We start from the raw sequence: 17,275 nt of genomic DNA, 5'->3' as shown, positions 1-17,275 counted from the left end.
CGCGATTGTACGCAAGGCAACGGAGCGTTGCAAGAGGCCGTCTATCGCGCCTTGACACCCGGGGGTGAGGGTCCTAGCATGCCGCGCAACCCTTCTGGAGCGACTGTAGCTGATGCAACCCCAAGCTTTCTACCGCGCGGTCGCGGACGATTTTAGCGCCGTCGACGGCATCATCAAGCAGCAGCTGACTTCTAAAGTGCCGCTGGTCTCCAAAATTGGCGACTACATTACGTCGGCGGGCGGCAAACGCCTGCGTCCTTTATTAGTGTTGCTGTGTGGCAAGGCCCTGGGCCGCGAAGGCGATGACCTGCGCCTGCTGGCCGCCACTATCGAATTCCTGCACACCGCCACCCTGCTGCATGACGACGTGGTCGACATGTCCGGCATGCGTCGTGGCCGTGAGACCGCCAATGCCATGTGGGGCAACGCCCCCAGCGTGTTGGTCGGCGACTTTCTGTACTCGCGCTCGTTCGAAATGATGGTCGAACTGGGCTCGATGCCGGTGATGAAGATTCTTTCACAAGCCACGCGCATCATCGCCGAAGGTGAAGTGTTGCAGCTGTCGAAGGTCCGCGACGCCAGCACCACCGAAGAAACCTACATGGAAGTGATCCGCGGCAAAACCGCGATGCTCTTCGAAGCCTCCACTCACAGTGCTGCCGCCCTGTGCGGCGCCACTGCCGAACAGGCCGAAGCCCTGCGCACCTTTGGCGATCACCTGGGCGTGGCGTTCCAGTTGGTGGACGACCTGCTCGACTACAAGGGCGACGCCGAGACCCTGGGCAAGAACGTCGGTGACGACCTGGCCGAGGGCAAGCCGACCTTGCCGCTGATCTACACCATGCGCGAAGGTACGCCAGAACAGGCCGCCCTGGTGCGCAAGGCGATCCAGAAAGGCGGGATCGAAAACCTGGAGGCCATCCGCGAAGCCGTTGAAGCTTCGGGCTCTCTGGAGTACACCGCGCAACTGGCGCGTGACTACGTCGCCCGCGCCATCAAGTGCCTTGAAGCCCTGCCTGCCAGCGAATACCGGGATGCCCTGGTCGAACTGAGTGAGTTCGCGGTCGCGCGTACGCACTGAAGACGATTGATGGAGTGGGCTTGTGTGGGAGCGGGCTTGCTCGCGAAAACCGTGGATCAGTGAGAAATATCCAGCTGATCCACCGCCTTCGCGAGCAAGCCCGCTCCCACATCCAGATCCCACTGCCAACCCACTCCCCCGCTCGCGCCTCAAATCCCTATATAATGTGCGACTTTAGCCATTCCTGACTTTCAAGGAGCTTTAGTGAGCACGTTGCCACCCTGCCCAAAATGCAATTCCGAATACACCTACGAAGATGGCGCCCAGCTGATCTGCCCGGAATGCGCCCATGAGTGGTCCGCCAATGGCGAGGCCGAAGCAGCCGGTGATGAAACCGTGAAGAAAGACTCTGTAGGCAACGTCCTGCAAGACGGCGACACCATTACCGTGATCAAAGACCTCAAGGTCAAAGGCACGTCGCTGGTGGTCAAGGTCGGCACCAAGGTCAAGAACATCCGTCTGTGCGACGGCGACCACGATATCGACTGCAAGATCGACGGCATCGGCCCGATGAAACTCAAGTCCGAGTTCGTCCGTAAAGTCTGAATCTGCTGCATCCATCCCGCGCCCGCCGCGGGATGGCGTTTCGCCCTCAGCGTTGATCACGCGCAATATCCACACAGAAAAACCAGGAAACCGCCAATAGGCACTTGCTATTCTACGAATAAGAATTATTCTCATTGAAACTCATCAAGGAGAACGACTCATGACTTATTTGATAGATGCCTGGCTGGACCGCCCACACCCCTACCTGCGAATCCTGCATCGGGAAACCGGGGAAGTCTGTGCAGTGCTGGAAGAAGAAGCGCTGAATGAACTGCAGGACCAGGGCGACCTGGACGTGAATGGCCTGAGTTCCAGTGAACCTGGGGTGCTGAAGGAAGTGGTGCGTAATCTGTTTCTGTTCTGCTATGCCCGAGCGTTGCGCCCGGCGACGGAGCTCAATGGCAAGTTCCATCCATGAGCGAGCCAACACACAGGCCCTATGTGGGAGTTGGCTTGCCTGCGATAGCCTCAACTCGGTAAGACGTCAGACCGAGTCGTCGCATCGCGGGCAAGCCCGGCTCCCACATAAAGCCGATGCCAGTGCTCTCAGGTCTTACAGAACGTCGAGCAGCTCGACGTCGAACACCAGAACGCTGTGCGGCGGGATGCTGCCAACGCCTTGAGCGCCGTAAGCCAGTTCGCTCGGCACGTACAGACGCCATTTGCTGCCGGCATTCATCAGTTGCAGGGCTTCGGTCCAGCCGGCGATCACGCCGCCAACCGGGAATTCTGCAGGCTGGCCGCGCTCGTAAGAGCTGTCGAACACAGTGCCGTCGATCAGCGTGCCGTGGTAGTGAGTACGCACTTGGTCTTCACGGGTCGGCTTGGCGCCTGTACCGGCAGTCAATACTTCAAATTGCAGGCCGGAAGCCAGGGTAGTGATGCCATCACGCTTGGCGTTTTCAGCCAGGAACGCCAGGCCAGCGCCAGCCGCGGCTTCAGCCTTGGCAGCCGCTTCGGCTTGCATGATTTCACGGATAACTTTGAAGCTGGCCGCCATTTGCTCTTGGTCAACGCGGCTTGGTTTGCCTGCGAACGCGTCGGTCAGGCCAGCCAGGATGGCGTCGATGCTCACGCCCGGTGGCGGGTTGTCGCGCAGTTGGTCGCCCAACTGACGGCCGATACCGTAGCTGACGCGGGTTTCGTCGGTGGACAGATTAACTTCGGACATGAAGAGGCTCCGCTGTAGGGCCATTACGAAAAACGCTGTTTTGCGTGGCGGCCCTGAACTAAAAGGGCCAGCAGACTAGCACACAAGACCGGCCGATGATGAGCCCCCCATCCCCGGCCTCTGAGGGCAGGCAGGGAATGGATTGCTCCGCGGCGATGGCGACACTTTGTCGCACCCAGATTAAAAACATTTCAGAATCCCCCGCCTTCGCCGATACAGCCCTACACACTTTGGCTGGCTCAAACAAAAAACACCGTCCAGCAGACACACATCATTCTTGCGGAGCATTCGATGAATAGCTGGTTCGGCAACATCAGCGTCAACCTCAAACTCGGCCTGGGCTTCGGCCTGGTGCTGGTCCTCACGTCGATCCTGGCACTGACCGGCTGGACCAGCCTGGGCAGCCTGATCGACCGCAGCAACTGGATGAGCGACATCACCCAGCTCAATGCCTCGTTGACCAAGCTGCGCATCGTGCGCCTGCAATACATGCTGGCCAACGGCGACGAAGCCGTGGCACAGAACGTACAGACCAGTCTCGACGCCTTCGCCGCACAGCAACAGAAACTGCTGGACAGCTTCAAGAGCCCGGAAAACCTCAAGCTGCTCACCGAGCAGAAGGCCGTCATCACCGCGTATCAGCAGTCCCTGAACAAAATGCGTGAGGCCTACCGTAATGGCAACACCGCGCGCCAGGTCATGGGCGACAAAGCCGACATCGCCAACGCACAGATCGATGCGCTGGATAACAGCGTGCAGCAGATGCCCGACAGCCCGGAGCGCTTCACTCAGTACCAGGCCGTGACTCACGCCAAGGAAGAGTTCCAGTTGGCCCGTTACGAGGTGCGCGGCTACACCAACACCGTCAATGCCGAGACCGAAGCTCGCGCCACTGCGCAAATCGAGAAAGCCATCGGCGGTTTGAAAGGCCTCAGCGCGGCGTTCGGCACCAGCCAGCAAAGCGCATTGACCTCGCTGGAAGCCGCCCTGGGCGCCTATCGCAGCGCCGTGCAGAGCTACAAGGCGGCCAACGCCAACATCGTCAGCGCCCGCGCCGAAATGACCACTCAAGGCGCCGATATCGTCACCATCAGCGACAAACTGTACGACATTCAACTGGACCGTCGTGACGCCGAAAGTACCCAGGCCCGCAGCCTGCAACTGATCAGCACGTTGCTCGCCCTGCTGGTCGGCATCATTGCTGCACTGGTGATCACCCGCCAAATCACTCGCCCGATCCAGGACACCCTGGCCGTGGTGGAGCGTATCGCCTCCGGCGACCTGAGCCACAATATCCAGGTGACCCGTCGTGACGAGCTGGGCGTGTTGCAACAAGGCATCCAGCGCATGGGCACCACCCTGCGTGAATTGATCAGCGGTATTCGCGATGGCGTGACCCAGATCGCCAGCGCCGCCGAAGAACTGTCGGCTGTAACCGAGCAGACCAGTGCCGGCGTCAACAGCCAGAAGATCGAGACCGATCAAGTCGCCACGGCAATGCACGAAATGACGGCCACCGTGCAGGAAGTCGCACGCAACGCCGAGCAAGCGTCCCTGGCCGCCGCCGATGCCGATGGACAAGCCCGCGCAGGCGACAAAGTGGTGGCCGAGGCCATCGCCCAGATCGAACGCCTGGCGGCTGAAGTGGCGCGCTCCACCGATGCCATGACGCACCTGCAGCAAGAGAGCAACAAGATCGGCAGCGTGATGGACGTGATCAAGGCCGTGGCCGAGCAAACCAACCTGCTGGCACTCAACGCCGCGATTGAAGCGGCGCGTGCCGGTGAAGCCGGTCGCGGCTTTGCCGTCGTCGCCGACGAAGTGCGTGGCCTGGCCCAGCGCACGCAGAAATCCACCGAAGAAATCGAAGGCCTGGTCGCCGGCCTGCAGAACGGCACTCAGCAAGTGGCCACCGTGATGAACAACAGCCGCAGCCTCACCGACAGCAGCGTTGAGCTGACGCGCAAGGCCGGCGTGTCGCTGGAAAACATCACCCGCACCGTGTCGAACATCCAATCGATGAACCAGCAGATTGCAGCCGCGGCCGAACAGCAGAGTGCCGTGGCCGAAGAGATCAGCCGCAGCATTGTGAACGTGCGTGATGTGTCCGAGCAGACCGCAACGGCGAGCGACGAGACGGCCAAGTCGAGCGTGGAACTGGCGCGTCTGGGCAGCCAATTGCAGCAGATGGTCAGCCACTTCCGGGTTTAAAAAACCAAAAAACCGCCTCGGCCGAAACCGAGGCGGCTCCACTTCTCAGACCTTAAAGGTCATCGAAGCTGTCCCGCAGGAATGTCCACACGTGATAAACACGCAGGGCACTCACTACTAGGTTCCACGTACGTCGTGCAAACTTAGACATACTCGGCCCTCCAAGCGTTGGGCCTTACCTCCAGCGCACTTACCGGAACACGTGAGCCTTTGGACGCGGGTCAATGCGTCCTTTGAGGTGGCCGGGCTAGTGGTCCTTCCCGCATCAATCCGGCACGGATTACTAGCCCGTGGCGGTCGGTCCAGAATTCGCGCGCATACCCGGCTCACCTGAAAAGCGACAAACGCAGAACGAGGAAGAGCCTAACCAACATTCCTGCCGCAGGTGTGTCCAACAGTGGTCAAACATCCAGCATTTATCGATAGATTCATTGCAAGCTTTTGCGATCAAATCTGTCCAGGGATGAAGTCCGAAAAGCGCTCCCTGCCGACCATCCTTTCCGTCTTGCGTGACGATGTGACTGGCAGGTAGTATCCACCCGCGGGTCGATGCGTCCTTTGAGACAGCAACCCCAGCCACTCACTGGGTTTGCAATAAAAAACCGCCCTACTAAGGCGGTTTTTTATTGCCTGCAATTGACCGATCAGCCCTCGCCTTCCTCGACAAACACCAGCCGATTACCAAACGGATCGCCGATGCTCATCTCCCGCGAGCCCCAAGGCGTTTCTTCAACGCCAGGCTTGGCATACCGATAATCCTTGGCCAGCAATTGCTGCTGATACGCGTCCACGCCTTGCGCCTGAATTCGCACCGCTGACCCCGGCGACGCATCGCCATGATGCTCGGACAAATGCAGCACGCACTCACCCAGCGACACCTGCAGATACAACGGGAAATTCGCCTCGAAGCGATGCTGCCAGTCGACCTTGAACCCGAGGAAGTCGACGTAGAACTCCAACGCTTTGGCTTCGTCGAATATCCGCAGAATGGGGGTGACTTTTCCTAAGTGCATGACCACAGCTCCGTGTATGAAAGCGCCCACTATAGAGTCGAAAACCCACCACGCAAATCCCCATTGCGCGCCAAAAACCGCCCTGGCCGCTGACCATTGGCCTGCCCGTCGCTGTAGCTCAACACGCCGTTGATCCACACGCCATCAATGCCTTCAGCCGCGCGTTGGGGCTCCTTGAAGTCCGCCACGTCGCGCACCCGCAATGGGTCGAACAACACCAGGTCAGCCCAATAGCCTTGACGAATTTCCCCACGCTCGGCCAAGCCAAAGCGCGCCGCCGACAGCCCGGTCATCTTGTGCACCGCCGTGTGCAGCGGAAACAACCCCACATCGCGGCTAAAATGCCCCAACACCCGTGGGAACGCGCCCCACAAGCGTGGATGCGGGAACGGGTCTTCCGGCAAGCCATCCGACCCGACCATCGACAGCGGATGCGCGAGGATGCGTCGCACATCTGCTTCATCCATGCCGTAGTACACCGCACCCGCCGGTTGCAGGCGGCGTGCCGCGTCCAGTAACGAAACATCCCACTCGGCGGCGATGTCCTGCAAGTCGCGCCCGCCGACTTCCGGGTGTGGCGTCGACCAGGTAATGGTGATGCGAAATGCGTCGGTGACCTGCTTAAGGTCCAGCGTCGAAGAGCTGGCCGCATAGGGATAACAATCACAGCCCACCGGGTGGGTTTTCGCCGCCAGTTCCAGCGACGCCAACAGCTGCGGACTGCGCCCCCAGTTGCCCGCACCGGCACACTTGAGGTGGGAAATAATCACCGGTGCCTTGGCATGTCGGCCGATCAAAAACGCTTCGTCCATCGCCTCCAGCACGGGCTCGAATTCGCTGCGCAAATGCGTGGTGTACACCGCACCAAACGCCGTCAGTTCTTCACTGAGTTGCAGCACTTCATCGGTCTCGGCATTAAACGCGCTGGCGTAGGCCAGGCCTGTGGATAAACCCAGCGCGCCAGCCTCAAGACTTGCTCGCAGCTGCACACGCATGGCGGCGATTTCAGCCTGTGTGGCCGTGCGGTGCAGGTCGTCCATATGGTTGCTGCGCAGCGCTGTATGGCCAATCAACGCCGCGACATTGACCGCAGGGTGAGCACTTTCCACGGCAGCACGGTAATCGGCAAACCGCGGGTAAGCGAATGCTTCACGCGTGCCCAGCAGGTTCATCGGGTCCGGCGGATCACTGCGCAGACTCACCGGCGAGGCGCTGATGCCGCAGTTGCCGACAATCACCGTGGTCACGCCCTGGCTGAGTTTGGGCAGCATCTGCGGATGGCGGATCACCACCGTGTCATCGTGAGTGTGTACGTCGATAAAACCGGGGGCCAAGACGCGGCCATCTGCATCAATTTCATGCTCAGCCTGGGCGTTCGACAGATCGCCGATTGTCTCGATACGCCCGTCACGCAGCCCTACATCGGCGACATAACCTGGTGTGTTGCTGCCATCAATGATCAGCGCCTGGCGTATCAGCGTGTCGTACTTCATATCAATCTCCAAGCGGCAGGCTATCGGGGCCGCCGCGATAATCGTCCAGAGCCAGCTTGATCCGACGCAGGCGTTCCTGGTTTTCGTCCGGCATGACCAGCGCCAGCTCAGTGGCGAGCAGGTCGATGGCCAACAGCATTCCGTAGCGCGCCGCGGTGGGCTTGTAGATAAAACTGGTTTCGGCCGGCTGCAGCGGCAACAACACATCCGCCAGCTGCGCCAGCGGTGAATCGGCCAGGGTGATGGCGACGATGGGCGCGTCGTAATTGCGCGCCAGCCTCACCACGTCCAACAACTCGGGCGTAAGGCCGGAGAGCGAGCACACGATCAGCGCCTGCTCAGGGCCCAAGGTCGCGGCGGTGACGCGCATCATCACCGGGTCGCGGCAAGCGGCAATCGGGTAACCCAGGCGCACCAGTCGTACTTGCAACTCTTCACTGCACAGGCTCGACGGGCCGCCCATGCCAAAGGCGTGAATCATCCGCGCCTTGCCCAACAGGCTGACGACATCGACAAAACTCGCCTGGTTGAACCCCGACAGATGCTGGCGCAAGGTCAATTCGATATCGCCGAGAATCTGTCGATGGAACGCCGACTGCTCCGGCAACCCCGCCGGGTCCAGGAAGCGGCTGCCCACCCCGCTGGCCTGGGCCAGTTGCAAGCGTAAATCGCGCAAGTCGCGACAGCCGACGCTGCGGGCAAATCGCGACAAGGTCGCCGTGCTGACCTCGGCGCGCTGGGACAACTCCTCCAGACTGGCCGACGCGGCAAAGCCCACGTCATCGAGCATCAGCTTGGCGATACGGCCTTCGCCGGCGCTGAAGGAATCCTGGCGGGCGCGGATCTGGTAGAGGATGTCCATCGGGGCTCCGGGTTACACAATAAGGCTCATAGAACCAGAGACAGGCCGTAAGTCAGACCGAACGCGACCACCGAGATCAACGTCTCCAGCACGGTCCAGGTCTTGAAGGTCTGGATCACCGTCATATTGAAGTATTCCTTGATCAGCCAGAAGCCGCCGTCGTTGACGTGGGAAAAGATCACCGAACCCGCGCCGGTGGCCAACACCAATAATTCAGGGTGTGGATAACCCAGGCCCATTGCCACGGGCGCGACCACACCGGAGGCCGTGGTCATGGCCACCGTGGCCGAACCGGTGGCGATGCGCATCAGCGCAGCAAACAACCAGCCCATCACCAGCGGCGATAGATGGAAGGCGTGGGCCAGGCCGAGAATTTCGTTGGTGACGCCCGCGTCCACCAAAATGCGGTTCAAGCCGCCGCCCGCGCCCACCAGCAAGGTGATGCTGGCGGTCGGTGCCAGGCATTCATTGGTGAACTTGAGGATCGCCTCGCGGTTGAAACCCTGGGCCAGGCCCAAGGTCCAGAAACTCACCAAGGTCGCTAGCAACAGCGCAATCACCGAGTTGCCGATAAACAGCAGGAATTGGTTAAAGCCAGTGCCGGGGGTGGAAATCACATTGGCCCAGCCGCCGATCATCATCAGCACCACCGGCAACAGGATGGTGCCCATGGTCAACGTAAAGCTCGGCAGACGGGTGCGCGGCTCGCGCTCGATAAACTGGCGTTCCAGTGGGTTCTGCGCCGGCAAGTGAATGCGCGGCACGATGAACTTCGCGTACAGCGGGCCGGCGATGATGGCCGTGGGAATACCGATCAAAATTGCGTACAGCACGGTCTGCCCAACCGAGGCGTTATACGCCAGCACCGCCATCATCGCCGCCGGGTGTGGCGGCACCAGCGCATGCACCACCGACAAACCGGCGACCATCGGCAAGCCGACCATCAGGATCGACACCCCAACGCGCCGCGCCACGGTAAAGGCGATCGGCACCAGCAACACAAAACCGACCTCAAAAAACAGCGGCAGCCCCACCAGAAACGCGATGCACACCATCGCCCAATGCGCATTGCGCTCGCCGAAGCGGTTGATCAGCGTGCGCGCCACCTGCTCGGCGCCGCCGGACTCGGCCATCATCTTGCCGAGCATGGTGCCCAGCGCCACCACCAGAGCAATGTGCCCCAGGGTTTTACCCACGCCCGCCTCGTACGAGCCCATGATCGTGTCTGCCGGCATGCCGGCCATCAGCGCCAGGCCGATGGACACCAAGGTGATGACGATAAACGGGTTGAGTCGGTAACGTGCGATCAGCACGATCAATGCAATGATGGCGATGGCAGCGTATGCCAACAGCCCCAAGCCCAGTGGTGCGGCCATGCGGTACTCCTTGGAAAGGGTCACGTCGAATTGGTTGTGAAACTCATAAATCATTCCTCGATTAAATTTTCAATTTTTATGAAAGTAATTTTCGCCCACGGATAAGTGCTGTCGCTCGGGGGCATGCCCAGCGCCAGCCGATGAAAATCCGAGGGGTGTTCTTACATGAAGTTTTTGCCGCGCCGAAACTCAACCATAAGGGCCGAGTCTGAGAGGGCAGCCCTACCGTCGATCAGGAATCCCGACAATGAATCGCAAGACCCTGCTTGTTCCTTTCGCCGCCAGCGCGCTGTTGCTGGCGTTCTGCACCAGCGCCTCGGCCGCCGAGAATGCGGCGCTGAAAAAATGCATGGACAGCGCCAACACCACCGTCGACATGGTCAATTGCAACGTCAAGGAAACCAAGGTTCAGGACGATCGCCTGAACAAAGCCTATAAAACCGCCCTGGACGCCCAGGAAGGCGACCGCAAGCAGAAGCTGCAGGACGTGCAGCGCCTGTGGCTCAAATACCGTGACGCCAATTGCGCCTTCGCCGGCAGTGCCACGGGCGGCACCATCGACCAGGTCAACGGCTCCGGCTGCGTGCTGGACATGACCCAGACCCGCGCGCAGGAGCTCGAAGACCTGGTCGGGCCATGATCAGTTACTCATGATGAACGCGCGCACGCTTTAACAGCTTCTTGCAGCGCTCGGACAAATGCAGCACCCGCAGATGTTTGCCGGCCTTGCGGTAGCGTTCTCGCAAGGTCATCAGCGCGGCAATCGCCGAGTAGTCGACAACGCTCAGGTGACGACAATCCAGCGTCACCTGAGCCGGGTCGTTGGCCGGGTCGAACTGGTTCAGAAACGGCGTGGTCGAGGCAAAGAACAACGTGCCATGCAGGCGGTACAGCTTGCTGCCGTCGGCTTCCAGATGTTCATCGGCATACAGCTCGCGCGCCTGTTGCCAGGCGAAGTTCAGCGCCGCAATCACAATGCCGCACAGCACGGCCGTGGCCAGGTCGGTAAACACCGTAATCACCGTCACCGCCAGAATCACCAGCACATCATTGACCGGCACTTTGTTGATCACCCGCAACGACGCCCAGGCAAAGGTCTGCTGCGACACCACAAACATCACGCCCACCAGCGCCGCCAGCGGAATCCGCTCGATCAGCGGCGACAGAAACAAAATGAACAACAGGATCATCACCCCGGCAAACACCCCGGAGAAACGCCCGCGCCCGCCGGAGCTCAAGTTGATCACGGTTTGCCCGATCATCGCGCAACCGCCCATGCCGCCGAACAGGCCCGAGACCATATTCGCCGCGCCCAGGGCCACGCTTTCGCGGTCAGGGTAGCCACGGGTCTCGGTGATTTCGTCGGTGAGGTTCAAGGTCAGCAGGGTTTCCAGCAGGCCGACCATCGCCATCAGGAACGCATAGGGCGCGATGATGCCGAGGGTTTCCAGGGTCCAGGGAATTTGCGGCAGCGCGAAGGTCGGCAGGCCACCGGCGATGTGGGCCATATCGCCGAGGGTGCGCGTCGGCAAGCCGAGCAGGTACACCGCCAAACCGACGCCGAGGATCGCCACCAGCGCGGGCGGCACAGCGCGCGTCAGGCGCGGCAGCAAGTAGACAATCGCCATGGTCACCGCCACCAGGCCGATCATTACGTATAACGGCTCGCCGCTGAGCCAGCTTTCGCCGCTTTTGAAATGCTCCAATTGCGCCAGCGCGATGATGATCGCCAGGCCGTTGACGAAACCGAGCATCACCGGGTGCGGCACCATGCGCACCAGCTTGCCCAGGCGCAACAGACCGAATGCAACCATGATCAGCCCGCCCAGCAACACCGTCGCCAGCAAATACTCCACGCCGTGCTGCACCACCAGCGCGACGATCACCACCGCCATCGACCCCGCGGCGCCCGAAACCATACCGGGGCGGCCACCGAATAACGCGGTGAGGGTGCAAATGATGAAGGCACCGTAGAGCCCCATCAGCGGGTTGAGGTGGGCGACCAGGGCGAAGGCGATGCATTCGGGCAGCAGCGCAAAGGACGTGGTGAGGCCGGCCAGGGCATCGGCGCGCAGACGAGTCAGGTTCATGGGTCTACCAGGCGAACAGCGGTGAAAAGGAAGGTGGCGAATCTTACGGAATTGACGTGATGCCGACCAGCAATCGGTAATCGCCCATCAACGACCTATTTGCAAGCCATATACGCCAAGAATAACGACGAATACGCCATTGTACTGGCGATCGGGTTTCGATTAGCTAGAACTCAAAGCGCGCCATTAATTGGATCCAATTCTTTCTCAGCACGTATTGCACTTAGGGTCGTGGACAGGATTTGTCCCCGTAGTGACCTCTGAATCTGAAATGCAGTTTTAGGCATTCGAGTCACTCAGCCAATGGATATGGAAGGGGCAATATGGACATTTTCGCCGACTTGGAAGCCAGGCTATCCCTGCTTGCGCACAGTTATTCCCTGCATCAGGGCAAGCTGTATAAAAACCCCGACCTGATCGAGACCCTCAAGAACATCCCCGCCCCGCTGATCGCGCCGGGGAAACACTCCATCGAGGGCGGTGAAAAACCGCTCAAGCGCAAGCTCGCCGAGGTCTTTCTGGCGCAGGCAGGCCGGCACGATGAAATCGTCCTGTGCAACGGCGGAACCCACGGCCTGAGCCTGTGTTTCAACCTGTTCGTGCACCCTGGGAAAAACCGTGTGCACGTGATCAGTCCGTACTGGATGTACTTGCCCGGTGTGATTGAGCAGGCGGGCGGGCAAATGGATGAAATAGCGGCCCTCCACGACGGCGCCTTGGTGCCTGAGCCACAGTTACTGGCATTGATCGAATCACGATTGGGCTGCGACTCGGCGGCGCTGTACCTGGCGGTGCCTGCCAACCCATTGGGTAACTACGCCAGCGACGACTTTGTCATGCACTTGATTGGCCTGTGCGAACGCCACGATATCGCGCTGATCGTCGACCACGCGTATTTCGGTTTCGGTGAGCGCGACACCGACACCGAGCACCTTGCGCCACTGCCTGATCTGTACCAGCACGCGAGGGTCAGCAACGTCTTCACCTTCAGCAAACTGATGGGCATACCCGGCGCCCGGCTCGGCTTTATCCACAGCAGCGCAACCCATGCCGCTCACTTGGAAAGGCTATACCGCAACACCAACTACACACTCAACAGTTTCTCGCAGACCATCGCCCATCACTTCCTGCTGGAAAAACACCTGATCAGCGAGCGCCGCAGGTTGTATTTCGAGAACCTGCACCTCACCCGCGCGGCACTGAACGGCCACTGCCCGTTACCCAGTGGCGGGTTCTTTGCGTTCCTGCCCCTGCCTGGCGCACTCACCCTGGAAGACCTGCTCAATGCCGGTATCGGTGTGGTCGACGGCCGATTGTTCGGTGCGCATTACGCTTCCTATGTCCGGTTGTGCTTCACCTCGGAACCCCCGCAACGTCTGAAGGAATGCCTTGCCCTGTTGACCTCCCTGATTGCCCGAGAGAACTGACATGATCACCACAATGCTCAACTCAAGAACCTCGCCAGATGCAGCCTGCGGTCTGAAAATCAACCTTTACCGCGACTTCGAATACAAAGCGGTCGCCCGCGCCATCGCCGATTTGAAGCTCAAGAATGTCGAGTCGGTAATGGTCGGTGATTCCTACTTCATGACACACCTGGGTCGCCACACCACCCAACTCAGTGAGCAGGACCTGACGCTGTCCAAGACCCTGCTGCCTGGGCTGGTGGCCGAGGTGCGCCAGGAAATAGACAAAAACGAATACAACATCCCCAAACCGGCCCTCATGGCCGACATCCCCGGAGGCCTGACCCCCAAGGAAACCCTGGCGATTACTGCGGATTACATCCAGGCCGGCGCCGACATCATCAAGCTGGAAATTCTTGAGCAGGCGGATCTATGGCCATTGCTTGAAGTCGGTAGCCAGCACCATGAGTGGGCGATCCATATCGGTTATACGCCGCAAAAAAACGAAAACCGTGTCTACGGCAATGACGCTGAAGAAATCGGCCGGCTCAAACAGCTGCTCGACCAGGGTATTGCCGCCGGTGCGCGATTTGTCATCTTCGAGCGCGTCACCGAAATCGCCAACCAGATCCTGACCCGCCATGCCCTGGACAACGGCGTAATCCCCTACTCAATCTTCTCCGGCAAGGCGCGCTTTTCCGGGCAATCGCTGAATGTATGGGACGCGGTGGTCAAGTCCGGGCGGGAATCGATCTTCTTTCCGCCGACCGCCATGATCGAGCGCGACAAAGTCACCACGCATTACACCGATGAACTCATCAATACCTGCATTTCAAAGTTGCTGACGTTGGCGACGGCCAATGTCTTTCCGCCGTCGCCCCACCACAAGATCAGCGTCGATACTTACCTGTCGATCCTGGAGGGAAACGTCAATGTCTAAGATCGACACTGCATTGACCCACTGGAAGAACAAGGCCTCCGTACGCCACTGGTACCCCGAGTTCATCGCGGATGAGAAGCCCGACTACCCGTTGGAACTGCTGCCGGCGTTTACAACGCCCGACTTTGAACAATTTGAAGCCCAGCGCGCCTCCATCGCCACTGGACTGTGGCTCAACTACAACTGGCGCACTATCCAGGCCGAAGAACATATCGCCCTGCCGGCGATTCGCTTTCTTGTCAGCCAAAAAGGTTTACGCACCACCGTCAAGCGCGGCTTGATGCAGACCGCCACCGACGAGCAGTACCACACTTACTTTCATACCCTGGCTATCGACGACGCCTTGAAGCGCTACGCACTGGCGTTTTCACCGGCCCTTTCAGTCACGGTCAAGACGATGCAGGCACAGCTGCAGGAGGAGCCGGACCCGTTCAATCGCGAACTGATCATCGTCGCCTATGCGGCAGTGGCTGAAGTCAGTATCAATGCGTTCCTGGAAACCCTGTCGCGTTGCACCACCATCAAGGAGAGTAACCGCGCGCTGGTGGACCAGCACAACCGCGACGAGGCCATTCACTCGCTGATATTCATCGAAGCCACCCACGATTTGTTGCACGCCCTTGAACCGCAACAAGCGAACTTTCTCAGCGATGCCATCGAGCATGCCCGTGACAGCTTTCTGCTGCATGACTTCAGCATGTACGAAACGATCCTCGCCGCGCACGGTGTCCACGCGCACTTCAGCACCACGTCAACCAGCATGAGCCGCGATATGCGTGGCGTCGACAAACTGCTCAAGACACTCAGGGCCTAGGGAGCACGCCATGTCTATGATCCTGATCGCCTGGGCGCTGGTTAGGCTGTTGGAGTGGCGTCGCTACCGCGACGACCGCCCGGTGCGCGAAGCCATCCTGGCGGGCGAACGGCCCAATACAGTGCTCGCCCATGACCATTGGTACGAGGTGCTCTCGTTCAGCGCCGTGTGGCTGGAAATAGCCCTGTTGGCCGGTTTGTGTCACGGGTGGCCGCACCCGGTAATGGCCCTGGCGGCTGCCGTGTTCATGGGGGGACGCTTTCGCGTGCTCCAGGAAATCGGGCACACGGCCCTGCATATGGGGTTCGGCACAGACCGGCAGCTGCAATTTCGCATCGCCGATTACTTGGGCAATTTTCCGACCTTTCGCGCGGACTCCAGCGCCCGTTATCAGAGCCACTGCGTCGCTCATCACCCGCATGCCGCCACCGAAGAAGACCCGAACGTGGCACGGCTGAGAAGAATCGGCCTGGTACCGGGAATCAGCCCGGCACGGTTCTGGCGCTTGTTCTTCCACCCGCTCACACCCAGTGGCCTGCGTGAAACCCTGACCATCATGAGGGACGGCTGCGCAGGCTCGCACAGTCAGTGGCCCCGCCTGGGGGTGAATGGCCTGATCCTGTCGGTGCTTTACCTTGTTGCCGGTCCTTACGCCCTTTGTGCCTACGTGGTTGCCTTGTTGGTGTTCTACCCGCTGTATTCCTGGTGGTCGTTATTGGTGGAACACCGTTGGTTCATGCCGTACACCGCGTCGGGCAACGACAAGTCTGCGCATGACAAACAGGTCACCCAACGCACCGAGTATGGTCACTTCAATGGCTTGCTGATGCGCACACTGGTATGCCCACTGACCGATTCCTACCATTTGCTGCATCACCTGCATCCGCGTCTGCACTGGAAATACAGTGCTGTCGCAGACCAGGCGCTCAGTGAGATCGACCCGCATTACAACGACAACAAAAGCCGGGGTTTTGTGTTCGACGGCAGCAACCCGCGCACCGCCATAAAAGATCTCTACCACCGCTTGGTCAACAAGGACGTCAACCATGGAATCTAATGTCAACGCCTATGGCACACCGTTCGGTAAACAGATAGTCCGGGCCCGCAATGAATACTTTTTCACTGCCGATGGCGAAGCCTATTTCGACCTGTTTTCATCTGCCGGCGTGGCCAACTTCGGGCACAACAACCCCACGATCAAAGCACGCCTGATGGATTACCTGCAGCAGGATGGGCCGGTGCATAGCCTGGACTTTTTCACCAGCGCCAAGGCCGATTTCATTCACTTGTTCGAAACCACTGTCCTGCCGCAGCGCTACCGGGGCTATTACCACTACTACTTCGCACCGCCCGCCGGCACCTTGGCCATCGAGGCGGCCATCAAATACGCACGAAACGCCACCGGCAGGCGCGAAGTGGCGTGCTTCACCAACGCGTTCCACGGTCTTTCGTACAACGCTTTGTCATTGACCGGTAATGCTACAAAGCGCAAGTCCGCCTATACCGATCTCGCCTCGGTACTGCGCCTGCCGTATGAGCACTACTTGGGCACAGACGTCGATGCCATCGCCCTGTATGAACAGTTGCTCAACGACGAAAGCTCGGGCTACGGCCTGCCGGCCGCCGTGATCTTTGAAACGATCCAGGCCGAAGGCGGCCTGCACACCTGCTCCGGCGCCTGGTATGAAGGACTGCTGGCGCTATGCGCGCGAAAAGGCATCGTCACCATTGCCGATGAAATCCAGGTCGGCTGTGGCCGCGCGGGTGGGTTCTTCAGCTTTGAAGCCCTCTCGCAGACCTATCCCGACATCATCTGCCTGGCAAAAAGCCTCTCCGGCTTTGGGCTGCCAATGTCCCTGGTGCTGGTCAAAAAAGAACTGGACACCTTGAACCCTGGCGAAAACAGCGGCACCTTCAGGGGCAATACGTTGGCGGTACAGTCAGCGTGCTTCATGCTCGATATGTTCGCTTCAAGCACGTTTCGCCAACAGCTCACGGGCAATGAACAGATCTTGCGCCAGGCAATGGCCGAGCTTGCCGGGCGCTGTCCGGTGCGGGGTCGCCACATGATTCACGGCATCGAACTGGAAAATACCGCCACCGCGAAACAGGTGCTGGAACAACTGCGCAACGAACACATCCTGGTCGAGCAGTGCGGCGGGCAGAGCCGCGTGATCAAGATCATGCCGCCCTTGACCTGCGTTCCCAACAACCTGCAACAGGCGCTGGACACCGTCGTGCGCACCGTCTGTGACCATACGTGAGGGCCGTT

Annotated in this window: 16 protein-coding genes and 1 pseudogene; 11 read left to right on the top strand and 6 right to left on the bottom strand. The window is 59.9% G+C overall.

All coding sequences use genetic code 11. From position 1 onward, the window contains the following. Positions 1-112 precede the first annotated feature (112 nt). The 3 genes from AC19YS_RS00255 to AC19YS_RS00245 all read left to right on the top strand — a co-directional run bounded on the left by AC19YS_RS00255 (position 113) and on the right by AC19YS_RS00245 (position 2,045). A complete protein-coding gene (locus tag AC19YS_RS00255) occupies positions 113-1,081 on the top strand; it encodes a polyprenyl synthetase family protein (protein ID WP_106578203.1) in 969 nt (322 codons plus the stop codon). Between the two features lie 204 nt (positions 1,082-1,285). Continuing rightward, entirely contained in the window at positions 1,286-1,627 is a 342-nt protein-coding gene (locus AC19YS_RS00250) for a zinc ribbon domain-containing protein YjdM (protein ID WP_017254008.1), read from the top strand. A gap of 160 nt (positions 1,628-1,787) precedes the next feature. Then, positions 1,788-2,045, top strand: coding sequence for a PA4570 family protein (locus tag AC19YS_RS00245; RefSeq protein WP_003194088.1), 258 nt, complete (start codon positions 1,788-1,790; stop codon positions 2,043-2,045). Positions 2,046-2,180: 135 nt separating this feature from the next. Here AC19YS_RS00245 and bamJ read toward each other — a convergent pair whose 3' ends face one another. Next, the gene (gene bamJ / locus AC19YS_RS00240) at positions 2,181-2,798 is read right to left on the bottom strand and encodes a BamJ family beta-barrel-assembly machinery protein (protein ID WP_106578202.1); all 618 of its coding nucleotides are present in this window, start codon (positions 2,796-2,798) and stop codon (positions 2,181-2,183) included. A gap of 291 nt (positions 2,799-3,089) precedes the next feature. On the opposite strand from bamJ, the pseudogene AC19YS_RS00235 reads away from it, so the two are divergent. Beyond that, positions 3,090-4,106 (top strand): annotated as a pseudogene (locus tag AC19YS_RS00235) (methyl-accepting chemotaxis protein); the annotation flags it as partial. A 39-nt stretch (positions 4,107-4,145) separates the two neighbouring features. Next, positions 4,146-5,009 carry a methyl-accepting chemotaxis protein gene (locus AC19YS_RS00230; RefSeq protein ID WP_371317720.1) on the top strand — a complete coding sequence of 288 codons (864 nt, stop codon included), beginning with the start codon at positions 4,146-4,148 and terminating at the stop codon, positions 5,007-5,009. 644 nt (positions 5,010-5,653) lie between these two features. Here the strand turns inward: AC19YS_RS00230 and AC19YS_RS00225 are convergent. From AC19YS_RS00225 to AC19YS_RS00210, 4 genes are read right to left on the bottom strand one after another with little or no spacing between them, the layout of a single operon-like run. Continuing rightward, positions 5,654-6,022, bottom strand: coding sequence for a glyoxalase superfamily protein (locus AC19YS_RS00225; protein WP_106578200.1), 369 nt, complete (start codon positions 6,020-6,022; stop codon positions 5,654-5,656). Positions 6,023-6,051: 29 nt separating this feature from the next. Further along, positions 6,052-7,515, bottom strand: coding sequence for an N-acyl-D-amino-acid deacylase family protein (locus tag AC19YS_RS00220; RefSeq protein WP_200623786.1), 1,464 nt, complete (start codon positions 7,513-7,515; stop codon positions 6,052-6,054). 1 nt (position 7,516) lies between these two features. Further along, the gene (locus AC19YS_RS00215) at positions 7,517-8,377 is read right to left on the bottom strand and encodes a MurR/RpiR family transcriptional regulator (RefSeq protein WP_500600592.1); all 861 of its coding nucleotides are present in this window, start codon (positions 8,375-8,377) and stop codon (positions 7,517-7,519) included. Between the two features lie 26 nt (positions 8,378-8,403). Beyond that, positions 8,404-9,753 (bottom strand): GntT/GntP/DsdX family permease, encoded by a 1,350-nt coding sequence (locus tag AC19YS_RS00210; protein WP_164487961.1) that lies wholly within the window; start codon positions 9,751-9,753, stop codon positions 8,404-8,406. Between the two features lie 247 nt (positions 9,754-10,000). Here AC19YS_RS00210 and AC19YS_RS00205 point away from each other — a divergent pair, with 247 nt between their 5' ends. Further along, positions 10,001-10,393: a lysozyme inhibitor LprI family protein gene (locus AC19YS_RS00205; RefSeq protein WP_500600590.1), complete on the top strand. Its 393-nt coding sequence runs from the start codon at positions 10,001-10,003 to the stop codon at positions 10,391-10,393. Between the two features lie 4 nt (positions 10,394-10,397). Here the strand turns inward: AC19YS_RS00205 and AC19YS_RS00200 are convergent, their stop codons facing one another. Continuing rightward, on the bottom strand, positions 10,398-11,843 hold the full coding sequence (locus tag AC19YS_RS00200) for a SulP family inorganic anion transporter (protein ID WP_106578195.1): 1,446 nt from the start codon (positions 11,841-11,843) through the stop codon (positions 10,398-10,400). A gap of 323 nt (positions 11,844-12,166) precedes the next feature. On the opposite strand from AC19YS_RS00200, the gene AC19YS_RS00195 reads away from it, so the two are divergent. From AC19YS_RS00195 to AC19YS_RS00175, 5 genes are read left to right on the top strand one after another with little or no spacing between them, the layout of a single operon-like run. Next, positions 12,167-13,270 carry a pyridoxal phosphate-dependent aminotransferase gene (locus AC19YS_RS00195; RefSeq protein ID WP_179609805.1) on the top strand — a complete coding sequence of 368 codons (1,104 nt, stop codon included), beginning with the start codon at positions 12,167-12,169 and terminating at the stop codon, positions 13,268-13,270. Position 13,271: 1 nt separating this feature from the next. Continuing rightward, complete coding sequence (locus AC19YS_RS00190) at positions 13,272-14,189, top strand: 3-methyl-2-oxobutanoate hydroxymethyltransferase (protein ID WP_169367601.1); 918 nt, start codon at positions 13,272-13,274, stop codon at positions 14,187-14,189. Next, a complete protein-coding gene (locus AC19YS_RS00185; RefSeq protein ID WP_500600587.1) occupies positions 14,182-15,003 on the top strand; it encodes a diiron oxygenase in 822 nt (273 codons plus the stop codon). The genes AC19YS_RS00190 and AC19YS_RS00185 overlap by 8 nt, the downstream gene beginning before the upstream one ends. A gap of 10 nt (positions 15,004-15,013) precedes the next feature. Next, entirely contained in the window at positions 15,014-16,060 is a 1,047-nt protein-coding gene (locus AC19YS_RS00180; protein ID WP_169367603.1) for a fatty acid desaturase, read from the top strand. After that, entirely contained in the window at positions 16,050-17,267 is a 1,218-nt protein-coding gene (locus tag AC19YS_RS00175) for a diaminobutyrate--2-oxoglutarate transaminase (RefSeq protein WP_169367604.1), read from the top strand. The genes AC19YS_RS00180 and AC19YS_RS00175 overlap by 11 nt, the downstream gene beginning before the upstream one ends. Positions 17,268-17,275 lie beyond the last annotated feature (8 nt).

Source organism: Pseudomonas sp. MF08831, assembly GCF_059862645.1.
Note: the sequence above shows the minus strand (reverse complement) of the source record. Positions and strands in the feature narration are given on the sequence as shown.

Excerpts from the sequence above, each read along its gene's own strand:
- AC19YS_RS00255 (WP_106578203.1), top strand. The coding sequence starts at position 113 with ATGCAACCCCAAGCTTTCTACCGCGCGGTCGCGGACGATTTTAGCGCC.
- AC19YS_RS00245 (WP_003194088.1), top strand. The coding sequence starts at position 1,788 with ATGACTTATTTGATAGATGCCTGGCTGGACCGCCCACACCCCTACCTG.
- bamJ (WP_106578202.1), bottom strand. The coding sequence starts at position 2,798 with ATGTCCGAAGTTAATCTGTCCACCGACGAAACCCGCGTCAGCTACGGT.
- AC19YS_RS00230 (WP_371317720.1), top strand. The coding sequence starts at position 4,146 with ATGGGCACCACCCTGCGTGAATTGATCAGCGGTATTCGCGATGGCGTG.
- AC19YS_RS00225 (WP_106578200.1), bottom strand. The coding sequence starts at position 6,022 with ATGCACTTAGGAAAAGTCACCCCCATTCTGCGGATATTCGACGAAGCC.
- AC19YS_RS00220 (WP_200623786.1), bottom strand. The coding sequence starts at position 7,515 with ATGAAGTACGACACGCTGATACGCCAGGCGCTGATCATTGATGGCAGC.
- AC19YS_RS00215 (WP_500600592.1), bottom strand. The coding sequence starts at position 8,377 with ATGGACATCCTCTACCAGATCCGCGCCCGCCAGGATTCCTTCAGCGCC.
- AC19YS_RS00210 (WP_164487961.1), bottom strand. The coding sequence starts at position 9,753 with ATGGCCGCACCACTGGGCTTGGGGCTGTTGGCATACGCTGCCATCGCC.
- AC19YS_RS00205 (WP_500600590.1), top strand. The coding sequence starts at position 10,001 with ATGAATCGCAAGACCCTGCTTGTTCCTTTCGCCGCCAGCGCGCTGTTG.
- AC19YS_RS00200 (WP_106578195.1), bottom strand. The coding sequence starts at position 11,843 with ATGAACCTGACTCGTCTGCGCGCCGATGCCCTGGCCGGCCTCACCACG.
- AC19YS_RS00195 (WP_179609805.1), top strand. The coding sequence starts at position 12,167 with ATGGACATTTTCGCCGACTTGGAAGCCAGGCTATCCCTGCTTGCGCAC.
- AC19YS_RS00190 (WP_169367601.1), top strand. The coding sequence starts at position 13,272 with ATGATCACCACAATGCTCAACTCAAGAACCTCGCCAGATGCAGCCTGC.
- AC19YS_RS00185 (WP_500600587.1), top strand. The coding sequence starts at position 14,182 with ATGTCTAAGATCGACACTGCATTGACCCACTGGAAGAACAAGGCCTCC.
- AC19YS_RS00180 (WP_169367603.1), top strand. The coding sequence starts at position 15,014 with ATGTCTATGATCCTGATCGCCTGGGCGCTGGTTAGGCTGTTGGAGTGG.
- AC19YS_RS00175 (WP_169367604.1), top strand. The coding sequence starts at position 16,050 with ATGGAATCTAATGTCAACGCCTATGGCACACCGTTCGGTAAACAGATA.